The 13,793-nt window shown below is 52.4% G+C and carries 8 protein-coding genes; 3 read left to right on the top strand and 5 right to left on the bottom strand.

Annotated features, from left to right (window positions below; genetic code table 11):
• Positions 1-49: 49 nt before the first annotated feature.
• The 3 genes from ACQ9LF_RS01870 to ACQ9LF_RS01880 form a co-directional block, all read right to left on the bottom strand.
• Positions 50-2,248: a LamG-like jellyroll fold domain-containing protein gene (locus tag ACQ9LF_RS01870; RefSeq protein WP_462487663.1), complete on the bottom strand. Its 2,199-nt coding sequence runs from the start codon at positions 2,246-2,248 to the stop codon at positions 50-52.
• A 163-nt stretch (positions 2,249-2,411) separates the two neighbouring features.
• Positions 2,412-4,076 (bottom strand): FecR domain-containing protein, encoded by a 1,665-nt coding sequence (locus ACQ9LF_RS01875; RefSeq protein WP_462487664.1) that lies wholly within the window; start codon positions 4,074-4,076, stop codon positions 2,412-2,414.
• Positions 4,069-4,623 carry a sigma-70 family RNA polymerase sigma factor gene (locus tag ACQ9LF_RS01880; RefSeq protein ID WP_462487665.1) on the bottom strand — a complete coding sequence of 185 codons (555 nt, stop codon included), beginning with the start codon at positions 4,621-4,623 and terminating at the stop codon, positions 4,069-4,071. Before ACQ9LF_RS01880 ends, ACQ9LF_RS01875 begins: the two co-directional genes overlap by 8 nt.
• A 525-nt stretch (positions 4,624-5,148) precedes the next feature.
• On the opposite strand from ACQ9LF_RS01880, the gene ACQ9LF_RS01885 reads away from it, so the two are divergent.
• The gene (locus tag ACQ9LF_RS01885) at positions 5,149-7,905 is read left to right on the top strand and encodes an HzsA-related protein (RefSeq protein WP_462487666.1); all 2,757 of its coding nucleotides are present in this window, start codon (positions 5,149-5,151) and stop codon (positions 7,903-7,905) included.
• Position 7,906: 1 nt separating this feature from the next.
• Entirely contained in the window at positions 7,907-9,838 is a 1,932-nt protein-coding gene (locus tag ACQ9LF_RS01890) for a c-type cytochrome (RefSeq protein ID WP_462487667.1), read from the top strand.
• A 28-nt stretch (positions 9,839-9,866) separates the two neighbouring features.
• On the opposite strand, the gene ACQ9LF_RS01895 is transcribed toward ACQ9LF_RS01890, so the two are convergent.
• Positions 9,867-9,995 (bottom strand): hypothetical protein, encoded by a 129-nt coding sequence (locus ACQ9LF_RS01895; protein WP_462487668.1) that lies wholly within the window; start codon positions 9,993-9,995, stop codon positions 9,867-9,869.
• A 28-nt stretch (positions 9,996-10,023) separates the two neighbouring features.
• On the bottom strand, positions 10,024-11,214 hold the full coding sequence (locus tag ACQ9LF_RS01900; protein ID WP_462487669.1) for a saccharopine dehydrogenase family protein: 1,191 nt from the start codon (positions 11,212-11,214) through the stop codon (positions 10,024-10,026).
• A 344-nt stretch (positions 11,215-11,558) separates the two neighbouring features.
• Between ACQ9LF_RS01900 and ACQ9LF_RS01905 the strand changes: the two genes are divergently transcribed.
• Positions 11,559-13,772 (top strand): DUF4954 family protein, encoded by a 2,214-nt coding sequence (locus ACQ9LF_RS01905; protein ID WP_462487670.1) that lies wholly within the window; start codon positions 11,559-11,561, stop codon positions 13,770-13,772.
• Positions 13,773-13,793 lie beyond the last annotated feature (21 nt).

The following is a 13,793-nucleotide window of genomic DNA, read 5'->3' on the forward strand; positions in this document are numbered from 1 at the left end:
AGGGGTTGAGGGCATTACGAGAATGCCCCCAAACCCGTGTAAACCATACTTACTGCTGCGGATAAATCCGGTTGTCGTTGAGCCAATCCTTGGCCAGTTCTGCAAAGTCGATAATATCTACCCTGCAGTCACCATTGGTATCAAACCGCATATTATCCGTACCTTCTCTGTTGCATACTGACACGCCCATGATATCCGCATAGTCCTGTGCAATCTGGGCAGCACTGCGGGCATAGTTATAAATCTTGACATCGTCAATTTTGCCGCAGAAGAATTCGCTGGCGTTATCGTTATTGCAGCCCAGCTTGAATCCCGAATTAGTACCCGTTCCGTAGGTAAATCCGGTCGCCGTTGAGATGCGTACGCCGTTATTATACATCTTGGTCGTCCCGGAGGCGATATCATAGGTGGCCACAATATAGTGCCAATTATTCTGCACCAGATTGGTCGCCACTCTGCCGCCGGCACCTTCCCGCTCAAAACTGATTTCGCCGGTACTGGGATTTTTGTCGATGCGCCACATCATATTTGCACCGCTCCAGGAACCTCGGCGATTGATGATACCCTGCCAGTTGGTATTATTCTGAGTCCACTGAACCCAGAAGGCAATCGTCAGGCCATTGCCCATCGCTTCCATATCCACATCGCCGGCGGTGGCATACTGCCCCCAAACATTCGGATCGGCCGGGTTGATGTTATTGAAAGACAGGGCTGAACCCGGACCCAGTTGAGGGACACCCTCAACCAGACTGGGATAATCCGCCCCGGTGGTCATCAGCTTCATATCAAATCCGCCAACCACATCCGGAGACACCCCGCCTATGACCTCATCCAGCGGGTAATGAATAATCAGACGCTTGGTCATCACCAGGCCTGCCGCACTCTTGACGGGATCGGTTCCGGCCAGATCGTTGTCAACCTGGCAATAGTACTGTCCTTCATCGGCTCTTTGCACATCATAGATCGTCAGGGTGTTGGTTTTGGTTCCCGCATAATCGGCACCGTCGCTCAATGCGATATCGGGCGTCCCGACCTTATACCACTGGTATGAGGTGGCATTGGCAGCTGTCACCGAAAGAACCACACTGGCGGTTCCCGGATCCACGAAAGTCTTGGCGGGATTGACCGCACTGACCGTAGCCGACTGACCGACGGTGGTGAATTTCCAGACCGACCCGACTGTCTTGAACATTGGTCCGCCCAGGAGATTGGGTTCATAGGCATCCACTCTCCAGTAGTATGTCGTGCTGTATGCCAGAGTACCTGTATCCCAGGTCGTCGTCGCAGCCGGCGCCATGGACAGTTTCTTATAGGCGGGCTTCATGCTCAGATTCGGTTCATTTTCCGGCCCGAAATACAGATCGATATGGGTGACTGCCGGATCCATTACGATCCAGCTCAGATCCTGGTTAATGGGTGCAAATGCCTCATTATGGGCTGGTTTATCAATTGCAATCTTAGTCGGAACATCTTCGGTAATAATAACGCGATCAATGGAAATGTTGACATTGGGATTTTCCGACTGGACATACGCGGCTGCATACCCCATAGTCAATTCATTCGTGAAACCGGCAGATGCGAATGACCCGGCCAGCGAACCCGACAACACCGTAACCGTATCGCCTTCAATCGTCAGTTCATACCCATCGGGGCTGATGTCCAGAGTAATGTCCAGCACCGGCTCAAAGTTGCGTGTGCCGGTATTCCAGTTCAGCGTGTCAAAGGTCCAGGTGGCCAGCACTTTTTTGGTGTTGTCATTGGCCTCATAAAACAAGACAGACGTCCCGTTCCATCCGCCGGCGCCACTGGCAGTCGTCAGCGAATTGTTTTCAAATTGAATCCAGAATCCGGTCGGCAGTCCATTATCGTAGTCAAAGGCCAGAGAGCTGCCCTCGACACCGATGATGTTTCGGGCTGTCGATCCGCTGGTGGTGTTATTGGCTACCGCAAAGCTGACACCGCGAAACTCAAAACGCGAAAGGACATTGCCCAGAGCCGCCCCATCCTTGGAGGCAATCGAACACCGGGACCCGCCGTGAACCGGATTGTTCAGGGTTACTTTAGAGTTCGCTTCCGTAACCGTGGCACTCCATTGACCGTCCCAGGCATTAAACCCGGTACCAATGCCCGTAGAGTTAGTTCCGATCGCGCCATCATCAAAGTGATCGTCCACCTTGACGTCGCCCAGGGCCAGGGACGACAATACCCCCACTACACATACTACTACAGCACACCATGTCTTCGTCATTGTAAATCCTCCAAAAAACAGTATTAAACGAAACACTTTTCGATACTCACAGCGATCTCTTGCCTTATCCCTATAAACCTTTCGCTAATCCTGCCCGAAAGATTCTGTCTCGACACGATCCCACGCTTTAAGCCTACGGCTACACACTGGTTTCTGCCTGATATCAGAACCCCGAATCGCCTGATTCCAGTACTAACACAGGGTCGGCAAAAACACACCAGTTCTCATGAAGTGTACTGTTGGCCATATAATCGATCTGATCCACATTTTCTGAGGTCGCCAGTGTCAAAAAACGATCCGTATCCTTGAGGTTGACTAAAACACGATTCAGGATTCCTTTCTGGGTATACCCAAGGAGCGAATACCGCAGTTGGCCATCCACCAGCACATAGAAGTTGGCATTACAGCGTTTTTCATCAAAATCGACCAGTCCCACCTGGGATTCAAATCGATCAATCTTCAAGTGATAGCACTTGCGAATCGCATCCAGATCAAACGTGACCCCGTGATTCGAATTCTGCATGACAATACAGGATTTTCCAAGTTCGCTATACTCCTGTCCGCCAAACTGGATGGTACGGGGCTGTCCATCAATCACAAATGTTCCGGGCTTTGGATTGGCAATTAAATCCGCACAATAAACGCCGTTGGTAAACGGGAACCCTTCAAAAACATCCCCACGGCTGCTGATGATGGTATGGCCGTTCGGAATAAAAATACCATCAATAAATGGCGAATCTTCAATAGGCAGATAGGTCTTAAAAAGAGAGGTGTGTCCCCACCGTATCTCCGTGGTATAGCCCTTCTCATAATTCAAACGCTGTTCGGAACTGCCAGTGCCCAGACCATTGCCTTTTCTGACCACATCTGCCAGATCCAGCTTCTGGCCTCGCCAGACGAGATCCGTTTTGGAGTCGATCGCTCTGACAAAACCTTCTTTTTTCAAGTGGATTTCCCGAGCCAGCCCATCTGCATTGATTTCGCGGGCCTGCCCGCCAATCACGCCAATGGTCTGAACCGTATTGTTTACAGTAACGGTCGCAGTGGTTTTGCCTTTAAAGACATGCAGTTCGGTCTTGTTCAGGGGATCAGCATACACCCCAAACTCCGTGCCCAAATCCACGATTTTGGTGTTGCGTGTGAAGACAGAAAAGCCCTTTCCGGCCTCCGAAACCCGGGCAAAAAGACGTCCCTGATTCAGACGGATAGCGCCGGAGGATTCAATCTGGTATTCGGCGGGGGCTTCAATCAGGACTTCCACATCGTTATCGTAAAGCAGCTTGACAATACCCCCCGTCAGGATAACCGGAGGTTGTGCCGTCTGAAGACGTGCCCCCGGCAACAGCATCATATTGGAATTTAAGCACTGAGCGTCCATCGCATCGGTCAGCGTCGCAACTTCCATGGGGACAGGCTTGATATAGATATAAATCAATACCATCAATAATGCCGCACAGGAAATCAGTACCGTCATCAGCGGGGCTTTGCTGATTTTGGCAGCGCGGGCCTGTTCGATTCCGGCAGTCGGTCCCGGATGGCCCTCAATCGGGATTTTGGGAATTTCAACACCCGGGGCAGTCATTTCATATTCGGCAAATGCCTGCAGCACATGAACGCTATCCAAAGCACACGGCTGACTATGTTCTCGAAGCAGAGGCCCTGTTTTTGAAAAGGCAAAATGCAATCGGACGCAGGATACATAATACGCAGCAGCCTGCGGATCACCGGCAACAAGCTGGTTGAGCTGGTGCATCTCGGACTGAACAATCGTCCCTTCGAGGGATTTATTGACCAGTTCATGAATCAGCAATTCGGTCGTCTTATCCATTTTGCTGCTCCCACGCCTTCAGAGTCTGGGATGTGCACTCATGGAGTGTGTGCTGAACCCGCGACAACATCCTGTAGGTATCCCGAATAGAGCGTCCAATTTTCTTGGAAATCTCAGGCACCTTGAAATTCTGCTCATATCTGAGCAGCATTAACTGCCTGCTCTGAATGCCCAATTTCTCAAAACAATGCAATAAAGCATCAATATACGAGTTTGTTTTACAGGTGTCCGTTTCGGCAACCTCTTTGGAGATGGCCTCAATGGCGTTACTGTCAAAGTGAACGATGCCGGACTGCTGGTTTTTGTGGAATTTGTATAGGTTATATCTGGCAATTTTGATCCCCCAGGCCGCAAAATTGGTTCCGGGTTGAAATTCATCAAACTTGCGCCACATGATAATCATGGTTTCCTGGAGAATGTCCTCAGCCCTGGCAAAGTTGGGCAGGAATGTCAGAATAAATCCGAAAATACGATCCTCATTGGTCCTGAATAGGTTCAGGAATTCCTCGTATTTGGACATATTTTGGCTGTTTTCAGGATTATTCATCGTCGATCCTTATTGGCTATAGGGACATCCCTTCCAAAGCAGATTTTGTGACAAAATATTTTATGATTTTGTTGATTATAGTTGATTATATTAGAAATCGTACTGTAACACAGGTTTGTATACTGAATCCTCGTTGAAATATCCCATTTCGTGGCGGCTAATGAGCTTTCCTCGCCACGTCCAGCAGCATTATCACTGCGGCTACCATAGGGTAACGTTGCCCCGGGAGTACGCGCGGCATATAAGCGGCCTATAGCCGCCACGGAATCCTCATATCTGTTGGGTATATTTGTCGATCATGTTCGTTAAGGTATCCTCAGCTATGATTTTATCCGCCTGTATATTAAAAGGGGAAAACTCCAGCTGGGTCCATGTTAGGACCTGTAAAATCACTGCAGATAAACACTTCAAATCGCTTGCCCTCGATACCATAGGGGTGTATAATCCCAGGCGGGGTTGAGTGCCCCGATCGACAGCTGTCTGGATAACCGCAGACGGCATCAGGAACGAAAACCAGGATGAATCGTGACAAAACAAAGTCCAACTCCAAACCGTAAGGCAGCCAGACACCAAATCCACCAAGGCTTTACCCCCGCAAATGCCCCTGCCTGGCAGTACCGAAAATCAAGCCCTCTGTTGCTCAGTGCATTCACGAAATTATGTATCGGATATGTCATGCTTGGCGGCTTGACTCTGGCCGGGGTTATGATAACCGACACAACCGCAGCCGAGTGGGTCAATTCCCTCCATGCCGCAAAGACCTATCTGATGGAACAATCCAGCGCCCAGACAGTGGATGCGCTCCGGCTATGGCGCCAGTTGGAACAGCGATTTCCGCTGGCTTGCGACTGGATGCTTCAGGATGGGCTGGATGAACCGCTATGGGCGCACATACCGGCCGGCGGCCAGGGCGGATCGCAGCGGCAAACCGCTGTGATTGGCGATAAAATGGCTACTCTACTAACGACTATCAATTTCGACCGGTGGGTTCAAATGACCCGGCGTGTCCTGGCTGAACTTGGCGATGAAGGAACAACGCTTCAGCAGCAATTGACGGATGCCGCCGCAGGCAAAGACGAGACGAAACTGGCGGCGTTGTATCTGAATGCCTGCCAGGCAAGACGTGCAAAACGACTCACGCCGCTGGTCGAGAAGAAACCCCAGGGGATTGTGTTTGCACGCCATTATAACATGGGCGGTTCGCACTATGCCTACACAGAAGGCCTCAGCGATGCACAGTCAGAACGGCTGTTTCTGCCCGGTTCGCAGTTATGTCTGCTGCGTATGGAAGGGTTGTATGGGCGTGTCGAAATCCTTCTGAATGCCCCTGATGGCGTCATTCGCGATGTGGATACTTCCTGGGACGGCAAGCATATCCTGTTTTCGTGGAAAAAATCCGACCGAAAGGATGACTACGGGCTGTATCTGATGGAGGTGGATACACACAAAGTCACAACGATTACAAATGACCTGGGCCATGCCGATTATGAAGGGGTGTTTTTGCCCAACGGCGACATTCTGTTTAACTCCACACGGTGTGTGCAGATTGTGGACTGCTGGTGGACGGAGGTGTCGAACTTGTACACCTGCGGGCCAGATGGACGTTTTTTACGCCGGCTTGGTTTTGACCAGGTGCATACCAATTATCCCACGGTTACCGAGGACGGACGAATTCTTTACACACGATGGGAATATAACGACCGCGGACAGATTTTTCCGCAGAGCCTTTTCCAGATGTTTCCTGACGGCACGGCTCAGACGGCCTTCTATGGAAATAACTCCTGGTTTCCGACCACAATCATTCACGCCCGACACATCCCGGGGACCCAGAAAGTCATGGCAGTTTTCACCGGGCATCATTCCCTGCAGGCGGGCAAACTGGGGATCCTGGATCCCGGACGGGGACGGCAGGAAAATCAGGGGGCTCAACTAGTCGCTCCCGTGCGAGAAACGCCGGCTGAACGCATCGACGCATACGGTCAGGATGGCGATTTATTTATGTATCCCTGGCCGCTGGACGAACGCCATTTCCTGGTCAGTTATGCACCGCGAGGCTGGGAAGACAACGAATTGGGACGATATCGAACGGTTTTTGGCTTGTACCTGATGGATATAGACGGCCGGCGTGAGCTGCTGGACATCGACACGGACAAGGGAATTTCGACCGGACGGATGGCCATCCTGGCAGAACGCCCACGACCCCATGTCAGACCCAGCACCGTGGATTACCAGAAAACAACAGGCATTTACTACATTCAGGATATCTATGAAGGACCGGGCTTGAAGGATGTGGCCCGGGGGACGATTCGAAATCTGCGGGTCGTTGCTCTGGAATATCGTCCGGCCGGCATCGGCAGCAATACAAACCATGGCCCTGCCGGCGGCGCGTTAAGCAGTACGCCGATTTCGGTTTTCGGATGCTGGGATGTCAAAACCGTTCTGGGGCAGGCCCCAGTGTTTGAGGACGGCTCGGCGATGTTTGAAGTCCCGGCCCGCACACCGGTGTATTTTCAGGCCCTGGATGCCAAAGGGTACGCCGTTCAGACCATGCGATCCTGGTCCACGCTGCAGCCGGGAGAGATCTCCTCCTGCATCGGCTGTCATAGCGAAAACAAGCAGGCCGCACCGTTATTGCACAAGGCCAGTCAGGCCATGCGTGCCGGTGTGCAGCCGCTTCAACCAACAGATGGGCCGGTGGAGGGATTCAGCTTCATCAAGCGCGTTCAGCCGATTCTGGACCGCCGCTGTATTTCCTGCCACAACGACCGCACGGACTCCCGATTTGCAAATAATCCCCTGATACGACCGACCCCCGAGTCAAAATCAGATTCGAAGCAAGCCGGGAGACGGCGGGCCTTCAGCTTATTGAGCACGCCCAATCACGACCCGGATGCCCAACGGTACTGGAGCGATGCGTATCTGGCGCTGACAGAACCTTCTTTAGGTGCATTCCGTGCACCTTCGGAAGGGCTGGTTCGATGGGTCCATCCGCAATCCGAGCCCTCAATCCAGCCGCCCTACTCGACCGGAGCCGCCATAAGCCCGCTAATCAAGATGCTGGAAAAGAGACATCATGGCGTTTCGCTGCCGGCCAGTGAACTTCAGACTATCGCTCTGTGGATTGACCTGGGTGTACCCTATTGCGGCGATTATATGGAAGCCAATGCATGGTCGCAGGAAGATAAGAACAAGTATCAGCACTTCCTTGAGAAACGGCGGGCCATGGAACAAATTGAACGCAACAACATTCAGGCCTTGATCGAGAGCCGCAACGGAAAATAATATGCAGGCACGGACACCCTTAAAAACCCTTCGTATGATCGGCTTGAACTGCATGGCATTAGCCACCCTTGCAGCGTTTTGGGCGGCTGTTGGCCTCGCCGATTCTTCCTCACCCAGTCCACAGGCCGCGACTTCGCTAAGTATTGAGGGGCTGCCGCTGGGCAAGGATTATCCTTATCGGTCCCCGCTGGATGTGGCGATATCATCGAAAGACAATCTGGCGTATGTAGTCCAGCATACCGGGCAGTGCATGGATATCGTCAGCCTCCCGTCCAGGGCAATCGTGCATTCCATTTCCCTGGATGGGGCACCTTCGGGGCTGGCACTGGATGAAGCACACAACCGTTTGTATGTCACTTACGGCCAGAATCCCGGCCATATCGCCATTATCGATACGCAGAGTCAAAAGATTACCGAGACCATCCCTGCGGGTTTCGCTCCAACGGCTCCAGTTGTCTGCGCCGGCGGCCAGACTCTGTATCTCTGCAATCGATTTGACAACGAGGTTGCTGCATATGACCTCAAGACGCGGACAATTCGATCCCGTCTTTCTGTCGCCCGCGAGCCGATTGCCGCAGCTTTAACTCCGGACGATGCCCTGCTGATTGTCGCTCATCATCTTCCTGCCCAGGCCGCCGTGAAGAACCAGGTGGCAGCGGCGGTCGATATCATCGATACAGCGGCATTGAAGGCAATCACCACAATTCAACTGCCCAACGGCTCAACGGGGGTGCGTGATGTCTGCATATCGCCGGATGGACAGTATGCGTATATTCCTCATACGCTGGCCCGCTTCGGAGTGCCGACAACCCAGGTGGATCGCGGCTGGATGAATACAGCCGCCCTGAGCATCATCGATTTGAACAAACGCATCTGGCTGACGACGGTGCTGCTGGACGAAGCAGACCTGGGTGCGGCCAATCCATGGGCGGCGGCCTGTTCGCAAGATGGAGGGTGGCTGGTGGTTACCCACGCAGGCACCCATGAACTAAGCATCATCGACCGGCAGGCCCTGCATGACAAAATCAGCCGGGTTGCCGCCGGCCAGAAAGTCAGCGAAGTCTCCATGAGTCTAACCACGATCCCCAATGACCTGGCTTTTCTTGCCGGATTGCGACGACGAATCCGCCTGCCGGGCTGCGGCCCGCGAGGTGTAGCCATTTCGGGTAAAACCGTTGTTGCAGCAGACTACTTCAGCGACAGCCTGGCAGTGGTGGAATGGACTGGCACGGGCAGTCCCTCTGTTCAATCCATTCCCTTCGACAAGCAGGTGAATCTGTCCGAGATTCGCCGAGGCGAGATCGCCTTCCACAATGCAGCACTGTGCTTCCAGCAGTGGCAAAGCTGTGCCAGTTGTCACCCGGATGCCCGCGCGGACGCTCTAAACTGGGACCTCCTGAATGACGGTATCGGTAATCCCAAAAACAGCCGGAGCATGCTGTTTTCGCACGCCGTTTCGCCAGTGATGATATCCGGCATTCGTCCCAACGCCCAGACTGCGGTGCGTGCGGGGTTTCGCTTTATTCAGTTTGCGTCCGTGCCGGAAGAAACCGCTATGTGTGTGGATGCCTATCTTAAAGCACTCAGGCCGCTTTCCCGCAAGGTAGCAAACGGCCCCGAATCCGAAGCCGCAGTGCTCCGCGGAAAGCAGCTTTTTGCCAGGGCCCAATGCAGCAGTTGTCATACCGGCGACTATTACACAGACGGCAAGCTGTATGATGTCGGACTGGGGCCGGATGAGCGAGGCATTCGTCAATTCGCAACGCCGCCGCTAACAGAGATTTGGCGAACAGCGCCCTATCTGTACGATGGTCGCGCCGAAAGCATCAAAGAGGTACTGACAACCTATAATCGGGGCGATACTCACGGCAGGACTTCAGACCTGTCGGACCAGGAGATTGACGATTTAATTGCTTATATCTTGTCGCTTTGACCGTATGGAGCAAAGGCCCATAAGGGTATTAAAACAGGTTTCCCTTATGGTATCGCCGAATCCAACCCGACAGTCGATTTCGCTGTCTGCCCGCAGTAATCCCACGGCGGCAGCGGATTTCCAGCTCTGTAGGGTTGCATTTCATGATCGATCCCATAAGGGATTCCTTCATTTGATGCATCGTTTTAATTGTCAATCGTCTTGCCTTCGATGATCTTCCACGGCAGGCCGTAGAGGTTCAGGTCGGCCATAAACGGGTCGGGGTCAAACTGCTCCATATTGAAGACGCCCTTGCCCTTCCACTTGCCTTCCAGAATCATTTTGGCGCCGATCATCGCGGGCACGCCGGTCGTATAGGACACAGCCTGGGCCTTGACTTCCTTATAGCATTCGGCATGGTCACAGACGTTATAAATCATCATCTGTTTGCGCTGGCCGTCTTTGACCCCATCAAAAATCACGCCAATGGAGGTCTTGCCCTTGTAATTGACACCCAGCGAGCCGGGGTCGGGCAGGACGGCCTTGAGAAACTGCAGCGGGACGATCTTGTGGCCTTCGTAGTCCACCGGGTCGATGCGGGTCATGCCGACATTCTGCAGGACGCGCAGATGCGTCAGATATTGCTCGCCAAAAGTCATCCAGAAGCGAATCCGCTTGAGGCCCTTGATATATTTGGCCAGCGATTCGAGCTCTTCATGATACAGCAGATATGACGCCCTGGGACCAACCTCGGGATAGTTGATATCCTTGCGAATACTCATCGGATCGATTTCCACCCACTGGCCGTTTTCCCAGTACTTGCCTTTCTGGGTGATTTCGCGGATGTTGATTTCCGGATTGAAATTGGTTGCAAACGGATGGCCATGGTCGCCGGCGTTGCAATCCACAATATCCACATAGTTGATTTCGTCATAATAGTGCTTCATCGCATAAGCACAGAAGACATTGGTCACCCCCGGATCAAAACCGCTGCCCAGCAAGGCCATAATCCCTTTATCTTTGTAGCGGTCGTGGTAATTCCACTGCCAACTGTATTCAAATTTGGCCACATCCTTGGGCTCATAATTGGCCGTGTCAAGATAATCGACCCCCGCCTCAAGGCAGCCATCCATAATTGGCAAATCCTGATAGGGCAGGGCGACATTGATCACCAGTTGGGGCTTGTGTTTGCGAATCAGGGCTGCGACCTGTTTGGCATCGTCGGCATCGACCTGTTCGACCGTAATCGGTCGTTTCAGGCTGGCGGCAATATCTTGACATTTTTTGACCGTCCGGCTGGCCAGCACGATGTCCGAAAACACCCCCGGCAGCTGGGCACATTTCTGGACGACAACATTGCCGACACCGCCGGCGCCGATAATCAGAACCTTACTCAATTCCGGCTCTCCTTACTCTACAATGGTTAATAATCCGTTCACTCTGAGACCAGAGTATAGCATTTTCAGGTCTAAAATCCAGTTAAACTGACACCTGGAGGCGGGCAATTTTTCCAAATCCATTAAATCTGCCGTAACTATTTTGTTTTATAACCAATTATCTCTCAAAGCAGACCTGCCGATAACAGCAACATACTGTTTCTCTAAGACCAAAGTGCCCATTTTTTTTCGAAAAATGCAGGGTTTTCCCTATTTTCTTTTTAGGATTCATTTGGTAGATTTTATCTTTTGACAGACGACAGGAATTGACAAAACCGAACTCAGGTTTCAGGAGGCCCATTGGCATGGAGCATGTATCGATTCAGCCGTCAGGAAGCATCGGTCGACATTTTATCCCCGCCGAGTATCTGCCCGCAGGCCAGGATGAATATTATCTCCGCAACAGTCAGATCAGCCAGCCGGCGCCGAAATGGCGTCATCTGCGGGCCGATGAACTGGAACGGCTGGTGATGAACAGCAATACGTCCGATAACTGGGACGAGATATTTGTCACCGACGAATTTGATCCGAAATTGGTCAAGAATACAGACTTTTTTGGTCTGGTACGTATCGGTCGGCTGCGGAATGTAATCCTGCAGCATCATGACCTGCAAATCCCGGCGGGCATCAATAACAGCCGGATTGTGGCCTGCGATATCGGCGACGATGTGGCGATTCACAATGTGTCCTATATGGCCCACTATATCATTGGCAATCGATGCATTCTGGCCAACATTGATGAAATGCACACCACCAATTACGCCAAGTTCGGCAATGGGATTGTCAAGCAGGGCGAGCCGGAAAAGGTCCGCGTGTGGATGGATATCATGAACGAAACCGGCTGCCGGCAGGTGCTCCCGTTCGACGGAATGATTACTGCCGATGCGTATCTGTGGGCCAAGTATCGGGACGACAAGGCCCTGCAGGAAAAACTCAAAGACATCACACAACAGCGATTCGATGCACGGCGTGGATATTACGGCGTCATCGGCGATCAGTGCGTGATTAAGAACTCGCGTATTCTCAAGGATGTGAAAGTCGGAGCGCATTGCTATATCAAAGGCGCCAACAAGCTCAAGAACCTCACCATCAATTCTTCCCCGGAGGAACCTACCCAGATCGGCGAAGGCGTGGAGCTGGTCAATGGCATCATCGGCTACGGCTGCCATATTTTCTACGGCTGCAAAGCGGTGCGATTCGTTCTGGGCAATAATTCGAATTTGAAATACGGGGCCAGACTGATCAATTCCTTCCTCGGTGACAACTCCACCATTTCCTGCTGCGAAGTCCTCAACAATCTGATCTTCCCGGCCCATGAGCAGCATCATAACAACTCATTCCTGATTGCCGCAGTGGTAATGGGCCAAAGCAATATGGCTGCCGGAGCCACAGTCGGGTCAAACCATAACAGCCGTGCCAATGATAACGAGGTCCAGGCCGGTCGGGGATTCTGGCCGGGACTGTGCACCAGCATCAAGCACTCCAGCCGTTTTGCGTCTTTTGTGCTGCTGGCCAAAGGGGACTATCCTGCCGAACTGAATATCCCCCTGCCATTTTCCCTGCTGAACAACAATACCGCCAAAGATCAGCTGGAAGTGATTCCGGCATTCTGGTGGCTGTTTAATATGTATGCTCTGGCCCGAAACTCCTCAAAATTCCAAAGCCGTGATAAACGCATTCATAAAATCCAGCATATTGAATTTGAGACGCTGGCGCCGGATACGGCCGAAGAACTGATTACCGGCCGGACACTGCTGGAACGGTGGACCGGCAAAGCCGCTCTGATGCGGTCGGGCCAATATGCCAAAGACCTGCCCGCTGAGCAGCTGGGGAATATCGGCAGACAATTACTGAACGGACCACAGAACGCAGTCGACGAACTGGAAATCTGTGGCGAAAATATGGAAAAATCCCGTCGCAAAGTGATGATCTGTAAAACCTATGAAGGGTATCATGCCTACGGTGATATGCTGATGTATTACGCCGTCAAAACCTTGATTGCCTATCTGCAGGCCAATTCGCAAGCCAATTTTGCTGCCATGTGCACTGCCCTGAACACTCCCGGACAGCCAAGGCAAAGCCGCTGGGTCAATCTGGGCGGTCAGCTTGTTACAGCCGAAGACGTGGATCAGCTTCGCAGAGATATCACCTCCGGCCAACTGGCAACCTGGGACGCGATTCACCAGCGATATGACCAACTGTGGCAGGCTTATCCCCTGCAAAAATACAGGCACGCCTTTGCCGTATTGTGCGACCTGATGGGGGGCTCCGATTTAACCAAAGAGCAGTGGATACAGGCACTCCATGAGGCAGCCCGGATTCAAGATTTTGTCTGTGAACAGGTCTATCAATCCCGACAAAAAGATTACGATAATCCGTTCCGGCAGGCCACATTCCGAAATACCGAGGAAATGATTGCCGCCATTGGAACCATCGAGGATAACAGCTTCGTTAAGCAGGTCCGCAGGGAAACCGAGCAGTTCAAGCAGACTCTGGAAGAGATTGTCCGCCGGGGATAAAAGCGGCAATCCATGAAGAAT

The sequence above is a fragment of the Anaeroglomus insulsum genome, from assembly GCF_050689095.1.
In the GTDB taxonomy this organism is placed as follows: domain Bacteria; phylum Planctomycetota; class Phycisphaerae; order Sedimentisphaerales; family Anaerohalosphaeraceae; genus Anaeroglomus; species Anaeroglomus insulsum.

What these genes read in the sequence shown, in the direction of transcription:
- ACQ9LF_RS01870 (WP_462487663.1), bottom strand. Translation starts at nt 2,248, where the DNA reads ATGACGAAGACATGGTGTGCTGTAGTAGTATGTGTAGTGGGGGTATTG.
- ACQ9LF_RS01875 (WP_462487664.1), bottom strand. Translation starts at nt 4,076, where the DNA reads ATGGATAAGACGACCGAATTGCTGATTCATGAACTGGTCAATAAATCC.
- ACQ9LF_RS01880 (WP_462487665.1), bottom strand. Translation starts at nt 4,623, where the DNA reads ATGAATAATCCTGAAAACAGCCAAAATATGTCCAAATACGAGGAATTC.
- ACQ9LF_RS01890 (WP_462487667.1), top strand. Translation starts at nt 7,907, where the DNA reads ATGCAGGCACGGACACCCTTAAAAACCCTTCGTATGATCGGCTTGAAC.
- ACQ9LF_RS01895 (WP_462487668.1), bottom strand. Translation starts at nt 9,995, where the DNA reads ATGGGATCGATCATGAAATGCAACCCTACAGAGCTGGAAATCCGCTGC.
- ACQ9LF_RS01905 (WP_462487670.1), top strand. Translation starts at nt 11,559, where the DNA reads ATGGAGCATGTATCGATTCAGCCGTCAGGAAGCATCGGTCGACATTTT.